The 21,862-nt window shown below is 73.5% G+C and carries 28 protein-coding genes, 1 tRNA gene and 1 pseudogene; 7 read left to right on the top strand and 23 right to left on the bottom strand.

Annotation, left to right across the window (positions count from 1 at the left end):
- Positions 1-175: 175 nt before the first annotated feature.
- The 4 genes from ACFYM6_RS07035 to ACFYM6_RS07020 are packed head-to-tail and all read right to left on the bottom strand — an operon-like array spanning position 176 to position 934.
- Positions 176-349, bottom strand: a complete 174-nt coding sequence (locus ACFYM6_RS07035; RefSeq protein ID WP_387273053.1) for a hypothetical protein — start codon at positions 347-349, stop codon at positions 176-178.
- Positions 346-564 (bottom strand): hypothetical protein, encoded by a 219-nt coding sequence (locus tag ACFYM6_RS07030; RefSeq protein WP_387273051.1) that lies wholly within the window; start codon positions 562-564, stop codon positions 346-348. Before ACFYM6_RS07030 ends, ACFYM6_RS07035 begins: the two co-directional genes overlap by 4 nt.
- Positions 561-734, bottom strand: a complete 174-nt coding sequence (locus ACFYM6_RS07025) for a hypothetical protein (protein WP_387273049.1) — start codon at positions 732-734, stop codon at positions 561-563. The genes ACFYM6_RS07030 and ACFYM6_RS07025 overlap by 4 nt, the downstream gene beginning before the upstream one ends.
- On the bottom strand, positions 731-934 hold the full coding sequence (locus ACFYM6_RS07020; protein ID WP_387273047.1) for a hypothetical protein: 204 nt from the start codon (positions 932-934) through the stop codon (positions 731-733). Before ACFYM6_RS07020 ends, ACFYM6_RS07025 begins: the two co-directional genes overlap by 4 nt.
- A gap of 258 nt (positions 935-1,192) precedes the next feature.
- Here ACFYM6_RS07020 and ACFYM6_RS07015 point away from each other — a divergent pair, with 258 nt between their 5' ends.
- Positions 1,193-1,408 carry a GntR family transcriptional regulator gene (locus ACFYM6_RS07015; protein ID WP_357437396.1) on the top strand — a complete coding sequence of 72 codons (216 nt, stop codon included), beginning with the start codon at positions 1,193-1,195 and terminating at the stop codon, positions 1,406-1,408.
- A gap of 224 nt (positions 1,409-1,632) precedes the next feature.
- Here the strand turns inward: ACFYM6_RS07015 and ACFYM6_RS07010 are convergent.
- From ACFYM6_RS07010 to ACFYM6_RS06980, 7 genes are all read right to left on the bottom strand, one after another.
- A tRNA-Ala gene (locus ACFYM6_RS07010) sits at positions 1,633-1,706 on the bottom strand.
- Positions 1,707-1,888: 182 nt separating this feature from the next.
- Positions 1,889-2,446 (bottom strand): dihydrofolate reductase family protein, encoded by a 558-nt coding sequence (locus ACFYM6_RS07005; protein ID WP_387273045.1) that lies wholly within the window; start codon positions 2,444-2,446, stop codon positions 1,889-1,891.
- A 265-nt stretch (positions 2,447-2,711) separates the two neighbouring features.
- The gene (locus ACFYM6_RS07000) at positions 2,712-3,506 is read right to left on the bottom strand and encodes a hypothetical protein (protein ID WP_357437887.1); all 795 of its coding nucleotides are present in this window, start codon (positions 3,504-3,506) and stop codon (positions 2,712-2,714) included.
- 180 nt (positions 3,507-3,686) lie between these two features.
- A complete protein-coding gene (locus ACFYM6_RS06995; RefSeq protein WP_387273730.1) occupies positions 3,687-4,295 on the bottom strand; it encodes a GNAT family N-acetyltransferase in 609 nt (202 codons plus the stop codon).
- Between the two features lie 88 nt (positions 4,296-4,383).
- On the bottom strand, positions 4,384-5,697 hold the full coding sequence (glp, locus tag ACFYM6_RS06990; protein WP_387273043.1) for a gephyrin-like molybdotransferase Glp: 1,314 nt from the start codon (positions 5,695-5,697) through the stop codon (positions 4,384-4,386).
- Positions 5,694-6,689, bottom strand: coding sequence for a UTP--glucose-1-phosphate uridylyltransferase (locus ACFYM6_RS06985; RefSeq protein WP_387273041.1), 996 nt, complete (start codon positions 6,687-6,689; stop codon positions 5,694-5,696). The genes glp and ACFYM6_RS06985 overlap by 4 nt, the downstream gene beginning before the upstream one ends.
- A gap of 9 nt (positions 6,690-6,698) precedes the next feature.
- Positions 6,699-8,912, bottom strand: coding sequence for a diguanylate cyclase (locus ACFYM6_RS06980; RefSeq protein WP_387273039.1), 2,214 nt, complete (start codon positions 8,910-8,912; stop codon positions 6,699-6,701).
- Positions 8,913-8,995: 83 nt separating this feature from the next.
- Between ACFYM6_RS06980 and ACFYM6_RS06975 the strand changes: the two genes are divergently transcribed.
- Complete coding sequence (locus ACFYM6_RS06975; protein WP_387273037.1) at positions 8,996-9,625, top strand: 5-formyltetrahydrofolate cyclo-ligase; 630 nt, start codon at positions 8,996-8,998, stop codon at positions 9,623-9,625.
- Positions 9,626-9,656: 31 nt separating this feature from the next.
- Positions 9,657-9,815, top strand: a pseudogene (locus ACFYM6_RS06970) (FmdB family zinc ribbon protein); the annotation flags it as partial.
- 62 nt (positions 9,816-9,877) lie between these two features.
- Here the strand turns inward: ACFYM6_RS06970 and ACFYM6_RS06965 are convergent.
- Positions 9,878-10,036 carry a hypothetical protein gene (locus ACFYM6_RS06965; protein ID WP_387273770.1) on the bottom strand — a complete coding sequence of 53 codons (159 nt, stop codon included), beginning with the start codon at positions 10,034-10,036 and terminating at the stop codon, positions 9,878-9,880.
- A gap of 292 nt (positions 10,037-10,328) precedes the next feature.
- On the opposite strand from ACFYM6_RS06965, the gene ACFYM6_RS06960 reads away from it, so the two are divergent.
- Positions 10,329-10,826, top strand: coding sequence for a flagellar biosynthesis protein FlgA (locus ACFYM6_RS06960; protein ID WP_387273035.1), 498 nt, complete (start codon positions 10,329-10,331; stop codon positions 10,824-10,826).
- Positions 10,827-10,878: 52 nt separating this feature from the next.
- Here the strand turns inward: ACFYM6_RS06960 and ACFYM6_RS06955 are convergent, their stop codons facing one another.
- Together ACFYM6_RS06955 and ACFYM6_RS06950 are read right to left on the bottom strand one after the other, a co-directional pair.
- Positions 10,879-11,061: a hypothetical protein gene (locus ACFYM6_RS06955; RefSeq protein WP_143194448.1), complete on the bottom strand. Its 183-nt coding sequence runs from the start codon at positions 11,059-11,061 to the stop codon at positions 10,879-10,881.
- An 827-nt stretch (positions 11,062-11,888) separates the two neighbouring features.
- Positions 11,889-12,371 carry a DUF2231 domain-containing protein gene (locus ACFYM6_RS06950; RefSeq protein ID WP_387273033.1) on the bottom strand — a complete coding sequence of 161 codons (483 nt, stop codon included), beginning with the start codon at positions 12,369-12,371 and terminating at the stop codon, positions 11,889-11,891.
- A 204-nt stretch (positions 12,372-12,575) separates the two neighbouring features.
- Here ACFYM6_RS06950 and ACFYM6_RS06945 point away from each other — a divergent pair, with 204 nt between their 5' ends.
- Together ACFYM6_RS06945 and ACFYM6_RS06940 are read left to right on the top strand one after the other, a co-directional pair.
- Positions 12,576-13,004 (top strand): Fur family transcriptional regulator, encoded by a 429-nt coding sequence (locus ACFYM6_RS06945; protein WP_357437366.1) that lies wholly within the window; start codon positions 12,576-12,578, stop codon positions 13,002-13,004.
- Positions 13,005-13,097: 93 nt separating this feature from the next.
- Entirely contained in the window at positions 13,098-13,952 is an 855-nt protein-coding gene (locus ACFYM6_RS06940; protein ID WP_387273032.1) for an oxygenase MpaB family protein, read from the top strand.
- Positions 13,953-14,081: 129 nt separating this feature from the next.
- On the opposite strand, the gene ACFYM6_RS06935 is transcribed toward ACFYM6_RS06940, so the two are convergent.
- Entirely contained in the window at positions 14,082-14,384 is a 303-nt protein-coding gene (locus ACFYM6_RS06935; RefSeq protein ID WP_387273030.1) for a helix-turn-helix transcriptional regulator, read from the bottom strand.
- A gap of 66 nt (positions 14,385-14,450) precedes the next feature.
- Between ACFYM6_RS06935 and map the strand changes: the two genes are divergently transcribed.
- On the top strand, positions 14,451-15,233 hold the full coding sequence (gene map / locus ACFYM6_RS06930; protein WP_387273028.1) for a type I methionyl aminopeptidase: 783 nt from the start codon (positions 14,451-14,453) through the stop codon (positions 15,231-15,233).
- A 35-nt stretch (positions 15,234-15,268) separates the two neighbouring features.
- On the opposite strand, the gene ACFYM6_RS06925 is transcribed toward map, so the two are convergent.
- The 8 genes from ACFYM6_RS06925 to ACFYM6_RS06890 form a co-directional block, all read right to left on the bottom strand.
- Positions 15,269-16,105 carry a RecB family exonuclease gene (locus ACFYM6_RS06925; RefSeq protein WP_387273729.1) on the bottom strand — a complete coding sequence of 279 codons (837 nt, stop codon included), beginning with the start codon at positions 16,103-16,105 and terminating at the stop codon, positions 15,269-15,271.
- Positions 16,106-16,273: 168 nt separating this feature from the next.
- On the bottom strand, positions 16,274-16,888 hold the full coding sequence (locus ACFYM6_RS06920) for a MarC family protein (RefSeq protein ID WP_073840014.1): 615 nt from the start codon (positions 16,886-16,888) through the stop codon (positions 16,274-16,276).
- Between the two features lie 31 nt (positions 16,889-16,919).
- Positions 16,920-17,786 (bottom strand): PHP domain-containing protein, encoded by an 867-nt coding sequence (locus ACFYM6_RS06915; protein ID WP_387273026.1) that lies wholly within the window; start codon positions 17,784-17,786, stop codon positions 16,920-16,922.
- Between the two features lie 53 nt (positions 17,787-17,839).
- The gene (locus ACFYM6_RS06910) at positions 17,840-19,108 is read right to left on the bottom strand and encodes a hypothetical protein (RefSeq protein ID WP_387273024.1); all 1,269 of its coding nucleotides are present in this window, start codon (positions 19,106-19,108) and stop codon (positions 17,840-17,842) included.
- A 67-nt stretch (positions 19,109-19,175) separates the two neighbouring features.
- Positions 19,176-19,868: a SigE family RNA polymerase sigma factor gene (locus tag ACFYM6_RS06905; protein WP_387273022.1), complete on the bottom strand. Its 693-nt coding sequence runs from the start codon at positions 19,866-19,868 to the stop codon at positions 19,176-19,178.
- Positions 19,869-19,971: 103 nt separating this feature from the next.
- Positions 19,972-20,847, bottom strand: a complete 876-nt coding sequence (locus ACFYM6_RS06900; RefSeq protein ID WP_387273020.1) for a PH domain-containing protein — start codon at positions 20,845-20,847, stop codon at positions 19,972-19,974.
- Between the two features lie 6 nt (positions 20,848-20,853).
- Positions 20,854-21,012 (bottom strand): hypothetical protein, encoded by a 159-nt coding sequence (locus ACFYM6_RS06895; protein ID WP_007455302.1) that lies wholly within the window; start codon positions 21,010-21,012, stop codon positions 20,854-20,856.
- 114 nt (positions 21,013-21,126) lie between these two features.
- A complete protein-coding gene (locus tag ACFYM6_RS06890; RefSeq protein WP_357437882.1) occupies positions 21,127-21,813 on the bottom strand; it encodes a DUF6758 family protein in 687 nt (228 codons plus the stop codon).
- Positions 21,814-21,862: the final 49 nt, after the last annotated feature.

Genomic DNA, 21,862 nt, shown 5'->3' with positions numbered 1-21,862 from the left:
GCTGGCCGTGGTGAGCGTGTGGTTGCCCCGCTGCCACCGCGGGGCTTACGGCCGCCGAATCGCGTTGCTGGTGATTGTGAAGATCCATGTCCGCACCTCCCTGAGTCGACCCCACGGTACCCCTAGGGGGTATGGGCATCAAGGTGTGCGTCGCCACTCGGCCGGACTGCTGTCGTCAGGCGAGGCGCCGCAGCCGCACCTTGGGTCGCTCGTTCCGCAGATGCTGATGCTTGTGCTGGCGTACCTGCTCGTCCCAGACCTCCTGGTCGTAGTCCGGGTCCGGCGGGATCCACCGGTGCGAGCCGTCGCTGTAGTGAAACTTCTCGTCCCCGGCCCGCAGGATGCTCACCGCACCCAACCGAGAAAACGGCGATGCAGCGCGCCGGCCGACACCCAGTGCAGATCCGCGGAGGCGCGCACCAACTGCGCCCCCAGATACAGCGCCAGTGACACCGGCGCGTCCGCGTACTCCGCCCGCAGCTCCCGCCGCCGCGTCCCGCACGGCCACGGCCCGCCGCAGCCGCCGCAGGTCCAGATCGGCAACACCGGCTCGTGTGTGGTCACCGCCCACCGCCCAGGAAGCGCGCGGTCCGCGTCCGGGCCTGCCGGCTGGTCGCCCACTCCACCTGCCAGCACGGGTACGGCAGCAGCAGCGCCCACCACAACCGGCACCCCGCGCACAACCCGTCCGGCCCACGCCGGTGTACGCCGAGGATGCGCTGCTCCTGGCTCACTCGTCCGCTCCTGTCGACTCGACCGGCTCGCTCGGCCAGTGGTCGCGCCGGATCGGGATGCGGTGGCGGGCACGGCAGGGCAGGTCGGCGCCACACCGGCAGACCCGCCGCCAGCGCCGCCAGCACCAGACCGGCCGGTGCCGCCGAGCGAGAGTGAGCGCGACCGCCAGGACGTACTCCTCATATAAGACGCGCTTCATCGACTCACCAGTGCCGGCTGAGCCGAGAGCCGCCGTGCTGCCATCTCGACGTAAGCACTGGCTTCCCTCCTCGTGCCGCAGCTACCTAGAGGCGTGGATGTCCGACCACGGGGATGCGCCGAACATCCACGCCGGCGAGGACGGCCCACCAGCGCCAACCGAGGGAATCGACCTCCCCGGCAACCTCCCATAGGTACCATTGGGTAGTCAAGGGCTGACGTAGGTGGTCTACTCGTGTTGCCAACCGAGGGGAACCTAGTGCCACCGCGTTACCGCTACGAGCAGATCGCCGATGACCTCGCCGGACGCATCGCGTCAGGGGAGTTCCCGCCCGGTTCCAAGCTGCCCAGCCGGCGAGAACTGATCGAGCATTACGGGGTCACTGAGCCGGTGATCGACCGAGCCATGCAGGTCCTACGGATCAAGGGCATGACCGAAACCCTGCCAGGCGTGGGCGTCTTCGTCGCCGAGTAGCTCACCATCCCGCATCACGGGGAGGGAGCACCTACCCTCGTCCGATCCAGCTACCCAGAGCTTGGATGGTCCAGTGGCGGAACGGATGGTGCCAGGTTCGTCCGCAACGCCCTCGACTTGTACGCCCAGCTCTCCATGCGAGCCTGGGCAGGCCCCTGCACCCCACTGCTGCGCAAGATCGAAAAGGCCGTCTCCCACCACGGGAAACGGCCTTTGATCTGGGGTGGAGCTGAGGGGATTTGAACCCCTGACCCCCTCGATGCGAACGAGGTGCGCTACCGGTCTGCGCCACAGCCCCTCCGCTGGCGTACCAGCGTCGGTCCCACCCGGCTTGCACCGGGCGGGCCGGCGACAAGGCTAACAGGTCACCGGCCCCCGGTGCGAATCGCCCCACGGGACGAGGAGATCTTGGCAGGAAAAGGCCCTCAGAGGGGTCGAAACCTACCAAGATCTCCAAGCCGCCGGGGCGCGAGGGGCGAGTTAGGCCGGGGCGTATGTCAGGTTGAGCACCCCGCTCTTGAACGTCTCCTGGCTCACCAGCCGCAGCGGGTACGTCGGCGTCTCCTCGAACAGCCGCTGCCCGCGTCCCACGGCGATCGGGTGGACCAGCAGTCGCAGCTCGTCCAGCAGCCCGTTGGCCAGCAGCCAGCGGACGGTGGTGGGGCTGCCCGACATGGCGATCTCCCCGTCGGTCTGCTCCTTGATCTCCCGCAGCCGGTCGGCGACCTGCGACGAGTCGCCCGACAGCAGCGTCGAGTTCTGCCAGGTCGCCTCGGTGAGGGTGTTGGACAGCACGTACTTCGGCACCGAGTTGATGAAGTTCGCGAAGTCGGCGTCGAAGCCGTCGCCGGTGTGGTTCGGCCAGTATTCCGCCCACTCCTGGTACTGCCGGCGCCCCATCAGGAACGCCCTCGCCTGATCCATCCCACGGCTGACGGCGGCACCCATCTCGTCGTCGAAGTAGGGGAAGTGCCACTGGTCGGGCCGCTCCACGACACCGTCCAGCGAGATGAAGAAGTTCGACACGATCTTGGCCATGATGGGCGCTCCTGTGCGTCGGTGGCGGCCGGCCCTGCGCCGGCCTTCACCATCCCGTCGGACGGCCCCCGCCGGATTCGACAACCCGGTCCAAGATTTTCCGCTCCAGGTCGGGGAAGTTGCGGTGTCCCGGCCACCCGCATACCGCAACGTCCCCGAAGTTGGGCCAACCATCCGAGGTGGGGCCGAGCAGCGCCCCGAAGTTGGGCCAACCATCGCCCCGAAGTGGGGCCGAGCAGGGTCGCCGAGGTGGCGCCAGGAGGGATCAGGCGCTGTGCGAGCCGCGGCCGGCCTCGTAGGCGCGGCCCCGGAGGCCGCCCGCCCGGCGGTAGGAGACCGAGCCGCCGCTGGCCGCCGGCGGCAGGTCCGTCGGTCGGTCCAGCCCCATCGCCGTACGCCGGACAGCCTCGCGCTGGGCGGCCAGGCGCCGCTGCGCCTCCCGGCGGGCCGCGGCGCGCCTCGCCTGCTCGCGGCGTACCTCGGCCTGGCGGGCGGCCAGCCAGGCCGCCTCCCGGGCCTCCCGGCGCCGCCGTCGCTGGTCGGCCAGGGCGAGCTTCCGCAGGTGTACGACGTACGTCACGAGCAGGGTGCCGGTCACCGAGAAGCTGATCCAGAACCCGGGGCCGACCGCCACCACGCCGATCAGCTCGACGAAGTTGAGCAGCAGCAGGGCGGCCAGCACCCGGCGCCGGCGGTAGATCGCCGGGGTGTGCCGGCGGCGCTTCGGGGGGTGCCGCCGGCGGGACTTGGCCGGGGCGGGCGGCACCGACCGGAGCCGGCTCGACCGGCGCGGAGCGGGCGGCGCGGAGACCGGCTTGGTCAGACTCCCCGTGTCGGCATTCTCACTGAGGGTGACGACGAGGTGTCGGGGCGGGTGGATGGGCCGCCGCCCGGGCACGGTGCGCTGCCGCCGGCGGCGCTGGAGCACCCGCGCCGTCGACTGCGCCCGCTCCGCCACCAACCGCTCGGTGGCGTCGTACCGACGGACCAGCGCCGGCGCGAGGGCGAGCAGGCCGGCGGCGGCGAGGACGGCGAGGAGCACCGAGGTCGGCACCCTCACCCCTCCCGTCACCAGATTCGAGGCGAGCGCCACTCGACCGCACCTTGTTCCGCCGTACGTCGTTCACGACGCAGATCGTGCGAGGCCCGCCGCGCTTGCCCACAGCTTGCAGTTACTTGAGGTTACGGGCCGCCGACCGAGTTGACCGTGCGCCGCGCCGGGCGCGCCGGGTGGGACGCTTCAGCCGCGGCTGTCACGTACGCGGTGCCAGCGGACCAGCAGCCCGCCCTCGGCGGCCACTTCCTCGCTGGTCATCGCGTATCCGATGTGGTCCCGCCAGGCGCCGTCGATGTGCATGTAGCGGACGTGGTACGCCTCCTCGCGGAAGCCCAGCTTCTCCACCACCCGCCGGGACGGCCGGTTCTCCGGCCGGATGTTCACCTCGATCCGGTGCAGCCCGCCGGGCCCGAACGCGTGGTCCACGGCCAGCGCCACCGCCGTGGGGATCAGGCCGCGACCGGCCACCCGGGAGTCCACCCAGTAGCCGACGTAGCCGGAGCAGAACGCGCGGCGCACGATGCTGCCCACGTTGAGGTGGCCGACCAGCCGCTCCTGCCCGTCCTCGCGCAGGCAGACCGCGAACGGCATGCCCTCGCCGATCCGCGCCGAACGGCGCTGGTCGGCATGGACCAGGCGGAACGCGGCGGGCGAGTTCATCTCGTCCCAACTTCCCGGCAGGTGGGACTCCCACGGGGACAGCCAGGCCCGGTTGGCGCGCCGGATCTCCGACCAGGCGGCCGCGTCGGAGCGCCGGTAGGGCCGCAGCACCACCGGACCGTCCACCAGCACCGCCGGCCACCCGGGCGACCGCCGAAACAGGCTCACCGGGCTCGCCTTGCGCTCGCGACCGCGGGGCTCGCAAGCTCACTCCTCGCGCTCACCTACGGCGATCCAGCAGGAGGACGTCCACCGTGGAGCCCGCGGCGGCGGTGGTGACCCGCTCGCCGAGGACCAGCAGGCCGTTCGCCTCGGCCAGGCCGGAGAGGGTGAACGGCCCGCCGGCCAGCGGCTGGACCGTGTAGCCGCCGCCGCGCCGCTCGGCCACGTGCGCGGGACGGAACTCGCGCAGCCCACCCGGGGACGAGACCGTCTCCAGCAGGTGGGCCCGGACGCTGGGCCGGAACACCGGCTCGGCGCCGGCGAGCAGCTGGATGGCCGGGCGGGCCAGCACCTCGAAGCCGATCAGCGCCGCGCCGGGCTCACCGGGAAGACAGACCACCGGCACCTCCTCGGCGCCGACCGTACCGAATCCGAGGGCCGTTCCGGGATAGAGGGCCACCTCTGTGAAGGTCACCGGTCCGGCGCGGCCGCCCTCGCGGCGGGACATGATCCGGCGGACCATGTCGCCGGGGCCGGTGCCGGTGCCGCCGGTGGTGATGATCAGGTCGGCCCGCAGGGTCTGGTCCTCCAGCAGGCCGCGCAGCCCCTCCGGGTCGTCGTCGCAGATCCCCACCCGGTACGCGAGCGCGCCCGCCTCGGCCGCGGCGGCGGTCAGCGCGTGCGAGTTGGTGTCCACCACCTGGCCGGGCTGGCTGCCCCGGCCGACGTCGACCAGTTCGTCGCCGGTGGCTACGATGACCACCCGCGGGCTGGGTCGGACCACCACGTGCCCGATGCCGGTGGCGGCGCAGACGGCGACCAGGGCCGGCGAGACGTACGTGCCGGCGCGGGCGAGCAGGGTGCCGGCAGGCAGTTCCTCACCGGCGCGGCGGACGCCGTACCCGCGCTTGGGGGCGCGGAAGATCTCCACGGCGGCCATGCCCTGGTCGGTCCACTCCACCGGGACCACCACGTCGGCGCCGATGGGCAGCGGCGCACCGGCCGCCACCGAGAAACACGAGCCGGGGGTCAGCCGGACCGGCCGCCAGCTCGCCGCGCCCAGGTCGCCGACCACGTTCAGCCGGATGCTGCGCCCACCACGCGTACCGGAGGGGGCCGGGACGTAGCCCGGCCCCCGGCTTCCTCCGGAGATGTCCTCCCAGCGCGCGGCGTACCCGTCCACCGCCGCCTGGTCGAAGGCGGGGAACGAGTGCGGCGCGACGACATCCTCGGCGAGGACGTTGCCGTAGGCCTGGGTGAGGTCGAGGTCGAGCGGAGGCAGCGCGCGTAACCTGCGCAGCACGCTGCCCAGGTAGTCGGCGAGCGGCGTCAGCTCGTTCGCGGCCGCCTCGGCGTCGGCCGTCGCGGTCATGTATTGGGACCGCCCGACGCGTTGCGCACGCCCTCCAGGATCGCCGCAGTGACCGTCTGGTCGCCCTGGTTGACGAACTCGGCCAGCCACTTGCGGAACTCGGCGCCCAGGTCCTCCCGCTCGGCGGCGATCTGGACGACGGTCTGGAGATAGCCGAGCGGCATGCCGGTGTCGTAGCGGGTGCCCCGGTAGACGATGGCGTGCACCGGCACCCCCTCGTTGCGCAGGATCTCCATGGCGTCGGTCAGCTGGATCTCGCCGCCGCTGCCCGGCTCGGTACGCCGGATCGCGTCGAAGATCCGCCCCGGGAGCACGTACCGGCCGAGGACGGCGAGGTTGCTCGGCGCGTCCTCCGGCTTGGGCTTCTCCACCATGCCGGTGACCCTGACGATGTCGGCGATGTCGTTGTACTCCGGCTCGGCCGGCTCGACCGAGGCGATGCCGTACCGCTTGGTCTCGGCCGGGTCGACCTCGAAGAACGCCAGCACGATGCCGCCGGTGCGGGCCTGAAGCTCCAGCATGGCCGGCAGCAGCGGCTCGTCCATCTTGACGAACTCGTCGCCGAGCAGCACCGCGAAGGGCTGGTCGCCGACGTGGGACTCGGCGTACCCGACGGCGTGACCGAGGCCGAGCTGCTCGGGCTGCCGGCAGGTGTAGATCTCGGCCAGGTCCTCGGTGCGCTTGACAGCGGCCAGCAGCTCGGGCTTGTTCGCCAGCCGCTCCTCCAGGTCGGGCCGGCGGTCGAAGTGGTCCACCATGGCGGTCTTGCCGCGCCCGGTGATCAGCAGCACGTCGTTGAGCCCGGCCTGGGTGGCCTCCTCGACGATGTACTGCAACACCGGCCGGTCCACGACCGGCAGCAGTTCCTTCGGGACCGCCTTGGTGGCCGGCAGGAACCGGGTGGCCAGGCCGGCCGCCGGGATCACGGCCTTGACCGCACGGGGGCGACCGGTCGCGGCGGCCGCTGAGGGGTTCGCTGAGTGCTCCGACATGTCGCGAGACTATCGGCCACGGCTCTGCCGCGGCGGGTGAGGACCGGAAGACGCGCCGCCCTGCCCTCCGCCGGAGGTGTCGGGGGTGCCGGCCCGGGGCAGTCCGTCGGGCGGGCTGACCGCGGCGACCACCACGGGGATCTCCCGGGTGGGTGGCGGGTCGGGCGGCTGGGCCAGCCGGTAGCCGTCCCGGCCTGCCGCCTTGGCCGCGTAGAGGGCGTCGTCGGCGGCGTCGAGCACCTGCTGCCCGCCGGCGGCGTGGTCGGGGTAGACGGCGATGCCGATGGAGACGGTCACCGCCACCCGGACCGGCTCGCCGCCGTGCCCGTCCACCGGCACCGGCTGGTCCCGGACCACCGCGCCGAGCCGCTCGGCGACGATGGTCGCGCCCCGGGCGTCCGTCTCCGGCAGCAGCACCACGAACTCCTCGCCGCCCTGCCGGAACGCCAGGTCCACCTCGCGGATCTCGCCGCGTACCCGGCGGGCGAACTCCACCAGGACGGCGTCCCCGGCGGCGTGCCCCCAGGTGTCGTTGACGTCCTTGAACCGGTCCAGGTCGAGCGCGAGGACGCTGAGCATCCGGCCGAACCGGTTGGCCCGTTCCACCTCCCGCCGGATCGACTCGCGCAGGTAGCGGTAGTTCCACAACCCGGTGAGCGGGTCGGTCAGGGAGAGCCGCTGGGTCTCCTCGTGCACCCGGACGTTCTCCACCGCCACCGCCGCGTGGGCCGCGAAGGTCCGCAGGGTGACCAGATCGTCGTCGGCAAACTCCTCCGCCCCCAGCCGGTCGTAGAGGGCCAGCACGCCGAGCGCGCCGGAACCCGCCGGAGCCGCGTCGTCGTCGGCCGGCGGATGCCCGGGCCGGTCCGGGTCGCCGCGCCCGGCCAGCTCCGCCGCCCCGGGCGCGGCGAAGGGCACCGCGATGTACGTCTCGCAGCTCGGTTCCCCGGTCGGCGGGTCCGCCGGCTCCCACCGGCCGCACAGCGGCTCCCCGGTCGCCGCCACCGTGCCGACCACCCCCGTGCCGGCCGGCACCCGCAGCGTCGCCGGGTCGGACCCGTCGTCGCCGGGCCGGCGCCCGTCCAGCCCCTCGACGCACTGGCCGACGAGCACGCCGTCGCCGTCGAGCAGCAGCACCGCACCGGCCCGGGCGCCGGTCGCGGCGATCGCGCTGTGCAGGATCACCCGCAGGATGCGTTGCAGGTCATGGGTGCTGGCCAGGGTGTCGCCGAGCACCGCCAGGTGCCCGCGCAACTGGTCCCGGCTGCTGGTCAGGGCAGCCACGTAGCTGCCGGTCTCCCGGGTCATCCGGTTGAACGCGCCGGCCAGCCGCCCGATCTCGTCCCGGCTGCGTACCGGCACCCGGGCGGTCAGGTCGCCGTGCGCCACCCGGTCCACCGCGCCGGCCAACTCCATCAGGGGCCGCGTGGTCACCCGGGCCAGCCGCCAGGCGGCCAGCACGGCCAGCAGGGCGGCCAGCACCACCGCGCCGACCAGGGCGACGTGCAGGCCCGGCGGGCGCTCCGCGGGCACCGAGAGCACCAGCGGCAGCGGCTGCCCCGGGGACGGGCCGACCCGGCGCACGTACCGCCCGTCGACGGTCTCCGTGACCCGGTCCCCGTCGAGAGTGCGGGCGGCGGCGAGCACCGCGGCGCGTACCTCCCGGGTCTCGGTGGTGAGGGTGACCGGGTCGGTGCCGGCGGGATCGTCGAGGAGGGTGACCGCCACCCCGGTCACCGCGGCGAGCCGCGCGACGAAGGCCGGGTCGACGGGCTGCGCGGCGGTGACCGTGCCCAGGTCGGCGCCGGCCGGGTCACGGAGCTGGACCTCGGCGGCGAGGGCGCGGACCGGGCCGGCGGCGGGCGGCTCGCTGGAGCACTCCTGCCAGGGCCGCGCCGGGCCGCCGGGGGTGGCGTAGCTGGTCATGCCGGCGCTGTCGATGGTCAGCACGGCGGCGGCCAGGCCGCGGCCCACCACCTGGTCGGCCGCGCGGTGGCGGGCGGCGGGGTCGGTGACCAGCGCGACCGCGTCGGCCGCGGCGCGCAACTGCTGGCAGAGGGCGTCCACCGAGGTACGCACCCCGGCGGCGGCCAGGCCCAGCCGCTCGGCGGCGCGGCTGTCATCGACCGCTGCCATCGTGGCCCCGACGAAGAAGGCGCCGAGCAGGACGGGGCCGAGCACCACCGCGAGGAAGGCCGCCGTCAACCGCCCGCGTAGCGTCAAGCATCCTCCCGGAAGTTCTGCGCCCCTTGCTGCGATGCTGACACAGAGCGACGGGGAGACAAGCGTTGCGTCAGGAGTGTTGCGTGCCGGAATTTTCGGATGAAGTGGATGCGACGCATGCTGCGAAGCGGGAGTTGCGGGTCACCCTGCTCGCCCACCGCCGGTCGCTGCCGGCGCCGGCTCGGGCGGCAGCGGCGGCGCGCGTCCAGGCCGAGCTGACCTCCCTGGTACGCCGGCTCCGCCCGGCCCGGATGACCGCCTACGTGCCGGTCGGCTCGGAGCCGGGCGGGAGCGATCTGCCGGCGGTGCTGCGCGCGGCGCTGCCGCCCGAGGCGGAGCTGCTGCTCCCGGTGCTCCGCGACGACCTGGACCTGGACTGGGCCAGCTACACCGACCCAGGGTCGCTGCGGGCCGCCGGGCGGGGCCTGCGGGAGCCGGCCGGGCCCCGCCGCGGCCCGGACGCGGTGGCCGAGGCCGCTCTGGTGATCGTCCCGGCCCTGGCGGTGGACCGCCGGGGGATCCGGCTGGGCCGGGGCGGCGGCTCGTACGACCGGGCGCTCGCCCGGGTGCCGGCGGACACCCTGACCGTGGCGCTGCTGCACGACGGTGAGCTGGTCGAGGCGCTGCCCGCGCAGCCGCACGACCGACCGGTCCGCGCCGTGATCACCCCCACCGACGGCCTGCGTACCCTGGCCCGGGCGACGGTTGTCTGACGGCACACTTCCGCTGGACGAATCCTCGCCGATGACGCACCATTGGCACTCGGAAGCGTCGAGTGCCAACCGACCGTGCCAAGATCCGGAGGAGAACGTGCCCACGTACCAGTACGCCTGCACCGCGTGCGGCCACCAGCTCGAGGCGGTGCAGTCCTTCTCTGACGAGCCGCTGACCGAGTGCCCGGCGTGTGAGGGGCAGCTGCGCAAGCTCTTCAACTCGGTCGGCATCGTGTTCAAGGGCTCCGGCTTCTACCGCACCGACTCGCGCTCGTCGGGTTCCGACACCGGCACGAGCAGCACGAGCAAGCCGGCCACGTCCGAGTCGTCGTCCAGCAGCTCGACCAGCTCGTCGAGCACGTCGAACGGCTCGAGCACCGGCTCGTCGGCCAAGACCCCGGCCGCGAGCACCTCTTCTTCCTCCTCCTGACCCGAGGCGCCCTCCTGTGGGGCGCTGCGGGGCCCAAGATCCGCAAATTCCCCGAAAGAGTGGCTGTTCCTGCGGGAATGGCCACTCTTTCGTGACTGAGGCGCCGGGGTGGGTGGTGGCTCGGCCGGGCGCTAGCAGAGCCGGGCGAGGTTTGGGGGTTATCCACAGGCGGGTGGGTTTTCCACAGGGCGGCCTGCGAAGACGGCCGCTGCGCACGTCGGGCTCCTAGCCTGCTGGCATCTGATCGGGTGTCGTGCGGGTGGGAGGGCGCGGGTGGCGGCGGGCGAGGGATCACTGCAGCCGGTGCGCTGGCGCGGGCTGCCGCGCGGCCGGACCCTGCTCCGGGTGGCGCTGGTCGCGGTGCTGCTCGGCCTGGCCGCCGCGGTCCTCCAGACACCCGCCGGCTGTCCGCCCGGCACCGCCCCGGCCGGCCCCACCCCGGCCGCGAGTCCCGCAAGCCCTGCCGCAAGGCCGCCGAGCGTCGCGCTGCCCCTGCCCAGCGGGTCGGTCGGCGTACCGGTCCGGCTGGCCGAGCCGGCCGCCCTCGCCGTGCTCCGCCCGGGTGCCCGGGTGGACCTGCTGGTCGTACCAGCCGATGGGGCCGGCGGGGAGGCGACCCTCCTCGCGCCGCGGGCGCTGGTGCTCGACGTGGTCGGCGCCGGTTCGGTCGACGGCTCCTCCGCGCTCTACCTGGCGCTCCGGCCGGAGCAGGCGCAGCAGGCCGTCGGCGTGCCCGAGGGCAGCCGCTTCGCGGTGGTGGTACGCGGATGACCGGTCGGCAACCCGTGGCGGACGTCACGGCGCCGGTCCTCGAAGAGGCCGGTCAGCCCCAGTGCGGCGGGCGCTCGGCCAGCAGCCAGTCGTCGTTGCCGCTGGGCCGCTCGCCCCAGCCACGGTCCGTGTCGTCGGTGGTCTGCTCGGGCAGCACCACGAAGTCGTCGCTGAGGTCGACCACGCGGTCGTCGTCGCCGCGTGCGCCACGCATCCCGGGATCCTCCACGAGCAGCAAGGATACCGGCGAAAACGGCACGGCTCGACCGGCCCGCGCACCACCCGGGCGTGGCTCGCCCGTCGCGTCCGGCGGGCCGAGCGGCCGGGGCGTTGGTAGCGTCGGACGGCGTGACGACGTCGAGCGGTGGCAGCCCCGAGGACGAGTTCTGGCGACGCCCGACACCGGACCAAACAGTTGGCGAGGTCAACGGCGGTCCGTCCGGCGAGCCGGCGTCGAGTTTCGGGCCGTCCGCCGGGGCGGGCACCCCCGAGTTGACCGACGCGGGCGAGGCCGATCATCCCCGCTCCGACACACCGCCACCTGGCGATCCCTGGTCCGGCCCGAGCCAGGACGGCAGTCCCCTCCCTGGGGCGAGCCAGGGCGAAAGTCCCCGGTCCGGCACGAGCCAGGACGGGAGTCCGTGGTCCGGCCCGAGCTCCGACGACAGTCGGCGGTCCGGCGCGAGCCCGAACGACAGTCCCTGGTCCGGCGCGTCGGCAAGTCCGTGGTCCAGGCCGGCCGCGACCGGCGAAACAGGCCCGGCGCCGGCCGGCAGCAGCGGCCAGCCCGGTGCGGGTGGCTGGCCCGCGAGCAACGCGCCGGCCGGCGGTTACCCGGGGCCGCCGCCGACCACGCCACCCCCGCCCGGCTGGCGACCCCCGGTGCACGTGCAGCCCGCGCCGCCCCGGCGGCTGCCTCCCCAGGACATGGCCGCCATGGATCAGGGGGAGCAGCAGGCCCAGCGATTCACCTACGGCATCGGGACGATCGCCGGGGTCGTGCTGGTGATCCTCATGTGCCTGCTCTGCTCGCGGGTGATCTTCTGACCCGGCCGTCCGGTGTCAGACCTGGCCGCTCCACACCAGTTGGGCACCGCTGTCGCCGGTCAGATAGACGTAGACCAGCGCGAACACGGACAGCACGATCACGACACCGGTCACCGGCCAGCTGAGCCAGGAAGGCAGCCGGGCCGCCCAGGGGGTGTTCCAGGTCACTGCCAACAGCACCAGGGCCGCCACCGCGAGGCCCAGGGTGAACCAGAGCAGGGTGTCGCCGTACTCGGAATGCTCGTGGATCTTCTGGAGGAATTCGCCACCCACGCCCCTCTTCCGCTGGACTTCCTCGAACGCCTCGCCCGATTCGGTGGCGAGGAAGGTCGCGATCGGGGCCACCACGGCGAGGACCGCGACCGCCCACCCGAAGCGGGACCGCCACCGGGGCAACAGCCCGTAGGCGGAGGCCAGCAGCGCCAACAGCGGGACGAACACCACGACGGCGTGCACGATCAGGACGTGGCCCGGCAGACCGTTGATTTCCTTGAACACCGACACCTCCGGCAATGGATGCGGCTTCCGCGGCAGCCAGCGTACGTCGATCAAATGCGCGTGACGGAGCTGACGAACCGGTACACGCGCAACCCGTCCGACCGGTTCATCCACCCCGGCGGCGTCCCCGCCCGGCCTGTGGTCGCGGCCACCCCCTACCAGACTTCACTTGTCGGCCGTCGGGGCCCGTGCTGTCATTGCTGCATGTCCAGCGGTGAGGAGCTGCTCCGGTCGAAGGGCCTGCGGGTCACCCGACCGCGGCTCGCCGTGCTGGAGGTGCTCGCCGCCGGCGGTCACCTGGAGGTCGACGAGATCACCCGTCGGGTCCGCGAGCGGCTCGACTCGGTGTCCACCCAGGCCGTCTACGACGTGCTCGGCGCGCTCTCCCGCGCGGGGCTCTCCCGGCGGATCGAGCCGGCCGGCAGCCCGGCCCGGTACGAGGCCCGCGCCGGCGACAACCACCACCACGTGGTGTGCCGGGGCTGCGGCGAGATCGCCGACGTCGACTGCGCGACCGGCCTCGCACCCTGCCTGGACCCGAGCCCCGCGCACGGCTTCGAGGTGGACGAGGCGGAAGTGACCTTCTGGGGGCTCTGCCCCGCCTGCCAGGGCCGCCGCTCCGCCGACGACTGACAGAGACGCACCCTCGTCGGGCCGCCGTCCCTGCTGCTCGGCGACTGCGGCCCGGGACCGCGAGGGTGGCCCGGAGCGTGGCACTCTTGGGCGGTGGACTCGGATGACCTCGGCCTCTTCGGTCCCGGATCGGTCACGTGGAAGGTGCACGAGGAGCCGGTCCTGATCGTCGCCGGCCTGCGCTCGCTCTACCTCCAGGCGCTGCACCCCCGGGCGATGGCCGGGGTCGCCCAGAACAGCAACTACCGCACCGACGCGTGGGGCCGGCTGGTGCGTACCGCCACCTACGTGGCGACGACGATCTACGGCACCACCGCCGAGGCGGAGGCCGCCGGCCGGCGGCTGCGTACGCTGCACGCCCGGATGCGAGCCACCGACCCGTTCACCGGGGAGGAGTTCCGGATCGACGACCCGGAACTGCTGCGCTGGGTGCATGTCACCGAGGTCGAGTCGTTCGTCAGCACCGCCCGGCGAGCCGGGCTCGCCCTGACCGACGACGAGATCGACGGCTACTACACCGAGCAGCGCCGGGCGGCGGCCCTGGTCGGGCTGGACCCGGCCGACGTGCCGGGCACCGCCGCCGAGGTGGCCGACTACTACCGACGGATCCGTGCCGATCTGCGGATGACCAGGGAGGCGGCGGAGACGGCCCTCTTCCTGACCGCTCCGCCGATCCCGTGGAAGCTCAGCCTGCCGGTGAAGCTCGGCCTGCATCTCGGCCCGGCGCGCTGGGCGTACCTGGGGATCGCCGGCACCGCGATGGCGCTGCTGCCGGCGTGGGCCCGCCGGCTGTACGGCGGCCTGGGCCTGCCCACCACCGCACTCTCGGCGGATCTCAGCGTCCGCGCGCTGCGGCTCGCCCTGGCGGCACTGCCGCGCCGCTACCGGGTGGGGCCGTTGCAGCAGGCCGCGAAGGACCGCGCCGCCCGCCTCGGCCTCGCCGCCTAGTTGTCCTGACCGGGGACGTTGGTCGAGAACGGCGTCGCGCTCGGCCGGCGCCTCGACGGCGGGTCCTCGCAGGCGTTCGCCAGGTGATCTCCATCGTCGGCAACGGCGACGAAGCTGCGGGATCGAGACTCACGAGGCCAACCGCTCACCTTCGTAGCGACCTGATCTTGCGAGCTCGACCCCGCCGTCTGACTGGTTGATCTCCGACCACACCGCATCGAGGGAAAGGCCGAGGACGTCGGCGATCGCAGCGATGGTGGAGAAGGCAGGGGTGGCTACGCGACCGGACTCGATCTTCCGAAGAGTCTCCGGCGAGACACCCGCGTCCAGCGCGGTGCCGAGCATCGAACGCTCCCCCCTGGCTCGACGCAGGAGGGCGCCGAGGCGCTGTCCGCGTTCGACCTCCGCGGGAGTGAGCGGCAACCTGACCATGGCCCGATTCTAGTACCGGGATAATATGGCCGGGATACTTATTGGTTGCACGAGTAAGGGCGCCGCATGATCGAGATCCTGAACCCCACCGAACTGCCCCGAGCCAGGGAGGCAGGCGCCCTGGTCGCCGACATCTTGCAGACGCTGAGGAGTCGCTGTGAGGTAGGCACGAACCTCCGGGACATCAACCGGTGGGCCCAGGCCATGATCACCGAGGCCGGAGCGCAGTCCTGTTACGTCGACTACGAGCCGTCCTTCGGACGTGGGCCGTTCGGCCACTACATCTGCACGTCAGTCAACGACGCCGTGCTCCACGGACTGCCGTACGACTACCCGCTTACCGACGGCGACCTGCTGACGCTCGACCTCGCCGTCTGCAAACGCGGAGTTGTCGCTGACTCCGCCATCAGCTTCATCGTGGGCGACTCGAACCCCCCGGAAAGCGTTGCGATGATCAGCGCGACCGAACGCGCATTGAGCGCCGGGATTGCCGCGGCCGGACCAGGGGCCCACATCGGTGACATCTCCCATGCCATCGGCTCGGTCCTCAGCGAGGCGGGATATTCGATCAACAACGAATTCGGCGGTCATGGCGTTGGATCGACGATGCACCAGGACCCGCACGTCCCGAACACGGGGCGGCCCGGTCGCGGATACCGGCTGCGCCCTGGGCTGTTGCTGGCATTGGAGCCCTGGGTCATGGCGGACACCGCCGAGCTCGTCACCGATGCCGATGGCTGGACGCTCCGAAGCGCGACAGGCTGCCGGACAGCGCACAGTGAGCACACGATCGCTATCACCAACGACGGAGCCGAAGTTCTCACCTTGCCGAAGCAGGCGCACCCGTGAGGTGACGGCCATCCGCGTCCCCCGCTCCCAGCAGTTCACCCATCGTCGCTGGAGTGGCGGTCCATGGCCGCCCAGGGGTCCTTGCCCGGGGTCTGCGCGCCGGCTGGGCAGGTGCGCCGGTAGTCGCACCAGCCGCAGCGGGGCCCCGGGGTGGCCGGGAACTCCTCGTCGGCGTCGGCGCCGTCGGCGACCGCCCGCTCGGCGGCCATGATGTCCCGGGCGGTCTCCTCGGCCCGGGACAGCTGCCGCTGCAGCGACTCGGGCGTGTGCTCGTGCGCGGCGACCGTACCGGTGGGCAGGTGGTGCAGCTCGACCCGGTGGCACGGCCGGCGGAACACCCGCTCGGCCGCGTACGCGTAGAGGGCCAGGGCCTGGGAGCCGCGAGCGTCGTCGGCGTCCAGCCCGGCGCGGCCGGTCTTGTAGTCGACGATGACCAGCTCGGGTCGCCCGTCGGGGCCGGGACGCGAGTCGATCCGGTCGGCGCGGCCGTTGAGCGCGAGCACGGCGGTCTTCACGGCGACGACCCGCTCCACCCCGACGGGCTCGTCAGCCGGGTCGAGGCCGGCGACGTACGACTCCAGCCAGGCCAGCGCCCGGCGGAAGGCGTCCCGCTCCTGCTCCTCGTCGCGGTAGCCCTCGCGCACCCAGGTGCCCTTCAGCAGGGTGGCCAGCACCTCGGGGCGGCGGCGGTCCGGCGCGAGTGCGTACCAGTTCTTCAGGGCGGTGTGGACGCTGGCGCCCAGCGAGTTGTGCGCCCACGGCGGGCCCTTGGGCGGCGCGGGCCGGTCGACGTACGCGTAGCGGTAGCGCCGGGGACAGTCCACATACGCCCCGAGCTTGCTGGGGGTGCAGACGAAGAGCCGCTCCGGCATGCCCTCGAAGCCGAGCTGCTCGGCCTGCTCGGCGCGGGGCCGGGGCGGGTGGCCACCGGTCGGTCGTCCGGTCGGGGAGGTTCGTCGCACGCCTGCGATCCTGCCATCCCGGTACGACAGCCCGCCGCCGGCGGGCCGGCGACGCAGCCGGCAGCAAGGCGCCCGGGGTCAGCCCGTGGTGATGAAGTGGGTCACGAACGCGGCGATCGCGTCGGCGATGAGCTGCACCGCGATGGCGGCCAGCAGCAGGCCGGCGATCCGGGTGAGCACCTCGATGCCACCCGGCCGCAGGATCTTGACGATCACGCCGGAGAAGCGCAGCGCCAGCCAGACCGTGACCATCACCGCGACGATCGCGAGGGCGATCGCGAGGTAGTCGGTGGGCCCGCCGGCCCGCTGCACGAAGAGCATGGTGGCGACGATGGCGCCCGGTCCGGCCAGCAGCGGGGTGCCCAGCGGAACCAGGGCGATATTGGACGTGGCCGGCTGGCTCGGGTCGTCGGCCTTGCCGGTCAGCAGCTCCAACGCGACCAGCACCAGCAGCAGCCCGCCGGCGGCCTGCAACGCCGGCAGGGAGACGTGCAGGTAGGCCAGGAGTGTCTGCCCGGCCACGGCGAACACCACGATCACCCCGAGCGCCAGCGCCACGGCCTGCCAGGCGGCCCGGTTCCGGTCCCGGGCGGCGAGCGGGCCGGTGAGCGCCAGGAAAATCGGCAACATGCCGGGCGGGTCGACGATCACCAGCAGGGTCACGAAGACCTCGCCGAAGAGCTTGAGATCCACGCGGACACGGTAGCCGCGCCGCCCGGCGGCTTCAGCCTGAAGGGATCGGGGTCACTCCGGTGGCAGCGGCCACGATCCGCTCGTAGGCCTCGGGATCGGTGGTGTGCGCGCCGAGCCGGACCGTCTTGTGCGTCCCGTGGAAGTCCGACGACCCGGTGATCAGCAGTCCCAGCTCGGCGGCGAGCCCGCGGACGTGGGCGCGCTCGGCCGGCGTGTGGTCCTCGTGGTCGGCCTCCAGGCCGGCCAGCCCGGCCGCGGCCAGCTCCGCGACCAGCTCGTCCGGCACGACCCGGCCGCGCCGGCTGGCCCGGGGGTGGGCGAAGACCGGCACCCCGCCGGCCGCCCGGACCAGCGCCACCGCCCGGAACACGTCGATGTCCTCCTTGGGCAGCCGGTACCGCTCCCCCAACCAGTCCGGCCCGAACGCCTCGCTGGTGGTGGCGACCAGCCCGGCCCGGATCAGCGCCTGGGCGATGTGCGGGCGGCCGACGGCCCCGCCGGCCGCGCCGGCCAGGACCTCCCGCCAGCTCACGTTGATCCCGTCGGCCTGCAGCAGCCGGACGATCCGCTCGCCGCGCTCCTCCCGGGCGCGCCGGACCCGAGCCAGCTCCGCGACCAGTTCCGGCTCCGCCGGGTCGAAGAGATACGCGAGCAGGTGCAGCGGGAGCGCCGGCTCGACGCCGTGCCAGCGGCAGGAGACCTCCGCGCCCCGGACCAGGGTGAGCCCGGACGGCAGCGCGCGAGCCGCGGCGTCCCAGCCGGCCGTGGTGTCGTGGTCGGTGATCGCCACGACGTCGAGACCGGCCTCGGCGGCGGCCCGGACCAGCTCGGCGGGGCTGAGGGTGCCGTCGCTGGCGGTGGAGTGCGCGTGCAGGTCGATCCGGGCGGCCGAGGTCACCCCGCCGACGCTACCGCCCGACCACGCCGCCCGCCGCCGCGGCGGTGCGCCGGTCAGGAGCGGGTGTCGGCCACCACCACCGGGCGCTCGCCCGCGGCGACCCCGTCGACCGGCAACCCGGTGGGGCGCTCGCCGGCCAGCACCCGGTCCGGGCGTACCCGGACCAGTTGGCCGGCGGCGTCGACGTGCAGGGCCACCCCGGCACGGCTCCACGCCACCGCACCGGCCACCGCCGGCCCGGCCGGGCGGGCCGACATGGTCGCGCCCAGGGTGTTCAGGTCGACCAGGAGGGCGTTCTTCCGCGCGCCGTTCACCAGCAGCCACCGCCCGTCGGCGGAGACCCCGCCGAGGCCGTCGGTGGCGAGTGCCGGCCCGCAGCCGGTGCGGACGGTGCTGAGGGGGCGGGCCGGGTCGAGCAGGGCCAGGCAGGGGCGTCGGGGCGTACCGGCGGAGACCTGCCCGACCACCCGGCCGTCGGGCAGCGCGCCGTAGACGTTCAGCACGTCCCGGTTCGCGGTGCCCGGCACGCCGCCCGCCGCCCGGCGCCAGACGTTGAATCCGCCCGTGCCGGGCTGCCGGATCAGGACCGCGTCGCCGGCGAAGCCGACCGGCACCGCCCCGTCCGGGGCCGCGGCCCCGGTGGTCGCGACGAGTTGGCCACCGACCAGGCCGGCGGCGCGGAGTTCGGCGCCGTCGCGCCAGGCCACCTGCCGCCCGTCCACCGCGACCGCGACGGCGTCCGCGCCGGCCAGCAGCACCTGCGGCGGGCTGCCGTTGGGCGGCACCCACCAGAGGGTACGGCCGGCCGCGGTGGCCGCCGAGGTGATCAGCCAGCCGCCGTAGTCGGGGACGCGTTGCGCCCGTTCGATCGGGCCCATGCCGGTCAGCTCGCGGCGCTCGCCCCCGCTGGTGTGCAGCCAGGAGCCGATGAGCAGGTCCAGTTCGGCGCGGACCGGATCCGGCGGGGCCGGCGCGGCGGTGGACGCGGTGGAAAGCGGGGAGGGCGTGAAGCCGCGCGGGTCGCCGAGCACCACGGTGGGGGTGGTCCCCTGGCCGGCCGGCCCGCCGAGCTGGGCCATGCCGGTGGTGACCAGCACCGTGGCCATCCCGGCCAGGGCGAGGCCGGTCAGCGCGCGGCGCCGGCCGGTCCGGCGGGCCCGCCGGATGGCCAACCCGGCCGGATCGGCGGCGAGCGGGCGCGGCGTCTCGGCGCGACGGGTGAACGTCTCCCGCAGCGCCCGCTCCAGCTCGTCCTCGCTCACGGGGAATGAACGCTCCAGGCCGCCCGTCCGGTTGTCGCAGGAGTTCGGCGTACTGCTCATGACTTTTCCTCGCCGCGCTGGGCAGCGCCGTGCGGCGCCACCGCGCTGCGCCTGATGGATCGCTCGCTCATCGGGTCTCCATCGGGACGGTGGCGGCACGGCGGACGGCGGCCGGGCCGCCGGTGAGCGGGGTCGGCCGGACCACCGGCGGGCGGCTGGCCGCCGGTGGTTCGACCGGCGGCGACGGCTGCACCGGCGCGGCGGCGGTACGCGGCGCGGGCCGGGCCGGTGCGGCCTCCGCCGGCTCGGCGGGCAGGCCCAGGGCCGCCTCGGAGCCCAGCCGGCGGCGCAGGGTGTTCAACGCGCGGGAGGTCTGGCTCTTCACGGTGCCCGGCGAGATCTCCAGCAGTGCGGCGGTCTGCGCCTCGGACATGTCCTCGTAGAAGCGCAGCACCAGCACGGCCCGCTGCCGGGCCGGCAGCGCCTGGAGGTGCCGCCAGAGCGCGTCCCGGTCGAGCTGCTGCTCGATCTCGTCGACCCCGGCCCGTTCGGGCAGCACCTCGGTCGGGCGCTCACCGTGCCACCGGCGCCGCCACCAGCTCGTCGAGGTGTTGACCATGACCCGGCGGGCGTACGGCTCGATGGCCTCGATCCCGCCGAGCCGCTTCCAGGCCAGGTACGTCTTGGTCAGCGCGGTCTGGAGCAGGTCCTCGGCCGTCGCCCAGTCCCCGGTCAGCAGGTACGCGGTGCGCAGCAGAGCGCCGGAGCGGGCCGCGACGAACTCGCGGAACTCCTCCTCCAGCGGGTCCCTGCTCGCCACGCTCACCTCCGCGCCCCCGTCCTGCCTGGCAGGTTGCCACGTGTCGGGGTGCCGGGTCGACGGCAAATGGTGTGCAGTTCATCCGATGTTCGGACGAAAAGTTTCAGGCGCCGTCGTCGGCCTTGGCCTCGTCCGCCTCCTTGCCCAACCGGGCCTCGACGGCCTGCGGCTCGTACATCTCCTCGACGACGCGCAGGTAGAGCTCGTTCGGGTTGGGCAGGCTCTTGATCTCACGGAGCGCCTGCTCCTGACCGGCCGACTCCAGCACGAAGGTGCCGTAGTTGAGCGCCCGGCCGGCCGGGGACTGCTCGTACTTCATGTCGGTCACCCGGACCAGCGGCATCATGGCCACCCGCCGGGTGACGATGCCGTCCACCACCATCACCCGTTTGTTGGTCAGGATGAAGCGGTTGTACCACCATTCGGCGACCTGCCAGGCGACCCAGCCGATCACGAGGAACCAGAGCAGCACGGCGACGGTGGTCAGCGCGCCGGTCTGCCGCCCGGCGAGGAAGCCGGAGAGGTAGCCGAGGATGAAGGTGGCCAGGATGCCGATGATCAGCGGCTTGGCGATGTAGACCCAGTGCCGCTTCCACTCGCCCCGGAACCGCTCGGTGGGGAACAGGTAGCGCGCGGCCAGCGGGCTCGGCTCGTCCTCCAGCGGCAGCACCCGGCGGGGTGCCCCGCCGGAGGCGTCGCCCCGCAGGCCGGCCAGCTCCTCCTCGCTGATCGGGGGCGGCTGGTAGCCACCCTCGGGGTCGCGGATCCAGGCGCGGCCGGAGCGGCCTTCGCCGGCGTAGCCGGGGCCGTCACCGAAGGCGGCGTCCTCCGAAAGGGAGGGACCCTCGCCGTAGCCGGCCCCTGCGGCGAAGCCGGGACCGTCGTCGGGGTCGATTCGGGGGATGGGCTCAGTGTCGCGTTCCCGGCGCTCCCGATCGGGGTCGTCGGGGTCGAAGGGCGGACCGGAGGGGCTTCCCATCGGTGGCTAGGCGACCAGGCTGGTGAAGAAGTCGCCGAAGCCCTGGGCGATGTCCATGATGCCGCCGCCGAGGGACTTGAAGACGTCGGCGGCGGAGTTCGGCCGGTAGGCAACGAAGAAGATCAAGAATGCGATGCCGGCCCAGGTGAGGACCTTCTTGACCATGGCGGGCCATCCTCTCGCGCGGCGCCGGGTTTACCGCAGTGGCACCCAGAGTATCAGTATGGTGTCGTACAGTGAATATCTGCGTACGTTCCCCGACCCGTCCGTGCTGGCCGGTCAGGCCCGCCCGTGCAGGTACGGGGATGGTGCGCCGTACACGAGTTCGGGCGGAGTCCACTCGGTGAGGTCGCGCAGCACGACTTCTTCCGCGAGGAGGTGACCCGCACTCGCCGGCCAGGCTATCGCATGCAGCCACATTCCCCGAGCCTCGCCGGCGTACGCACTTCGATCCGTGGGGGAATTCACGAGCCACAGTGGAGTGGGGTGGCCGCCCACCCGGATCTTGGCGTGCGGCACGCGTTCGGGGTGGCCCGGGCCGGGGTCCGTGAGCGCCTCCGCGACCTGCGGCCCCGGATCGGGACCGGGCAGCCCGGCGAACCGGGACCCGAGCCCGACGCCCGGCTCCTCGGCCACGAAGAGCAGGTCGGCCGGTCCACCGTCGAGGGGAGCCGGTCCGGCGCAGGCCACCGCCGTGGCACGCACCCCGCTCCGGTCGTCCCCCGCCCAGGCCACCCCGGTCAACGTCCACCCGGCGGGCAGCGGCCACGGGCACCACAGCGGCACCCCCCGCCGGTCGGTCGACTCACCGTCGGCGGCCACCCGCTCCACCACGCTGGTCAGGATCCCGGCGCCGATGCGCTCGGGAACGTGCAGCGGCGGCACGGGACCGCAGCGCAGGCACCGGGACTCACCGTGCATCAGGTCCGGCTCCCGGACCGGGCCCGCGCACCTCGGACAACTCACCGCGACACTCACGTTCCCACCGTCACCCCAGGGCGGCGGGGCGTCAAGC

Source organism: Micromonospora sp. NPDC006431 (assembly GCF_042870725.1).
Lineage (GTDB): Bacteria > Actinomycetota > Actinomycetes > Mycobacteriales > Micromonosporaceae > Micromonospora.
This window is presented reverse-complemented; position numbering and strand designations above follow the sequence as displayed.

Coding starts and splice junctions, on each gene's coding strand:
- glp (WP_387273043.1), bottom strand. CDS start 5,697: ATGACCGCGACGGCCGACGCCGAGGCGGCCGCGAACGAGCTGACGCCG.
- ACFYM6_RS06935 (WP_387273030.1), bottom strand. CDS start 14,384: ATGGTCAGGTTGCCGCTCACTCCCGCGGAGGTCGAACGCGGACAGCGC.
- ACFYM6_RS06900 (WP_387273020.1), bottom strand. CDS start 20,847: ATGGGAAGCCCCTCCGGTCCGCCCTTCGACCCCGACGACCCCGATCGG.
- ACFYM6_RS06985 (WP_387273041.1), bottom strand. CDS start 6,689: ATGTCGGAGCACTCAGCGAACCCCTCAGCGGCCGCCGCGACCGGTCGC.
- map (WP_387273028.1), top strand. CDS start 14,451: ATGATCGAGATCCTGAACCCCACCGAACTGCCCCGAGCCAGGGAGGCA.
- ACFYM6_RS07020 (WP_387273047.1), bottom strand. CDS start 934: ATGAAGCGCGTCTTATATGAGGAGTACGTCCTGGCGGTCGCGCTCACT.
- ACFYM6_RS06925 (WP_387273729.1), bottom strand. CDS start 16,105: ATGCCGGAGCGGCTCTTCGTCTGCACCCCCAGCAAGCTCGGGGCGTAT.
- ACFYM6_RS06895 (WP_007455302.1), bottom strand. CDS start 21,012: ATGGTCAAGAAGGTCCTCACCTGGGCCGGCATCGCATTCTTGATCTTC.
- ACFYM6_RS06945 (WP_357437366.1), top strand. CDS start 12,576: ATGTCCAGCGGTGAGGAGCTGCTCCGGTCGAAGGGCCTGCGGGTCACC.
- ACFYM6_RS06910 (WP_387273024.1), bottom strand. CDS start 19,108: ATGAGCAGTACGCCGAACTCCTGCGACAACCGGACGGGCGGCCTGGAG.
- ACFYM6_RS07005 (WP_387273045.1), bottom strand. CDS start 2,446: ATGGCCAAGATCGTGTCGAACTTCTTCATCTCGCTGGACGGTGTCGTG.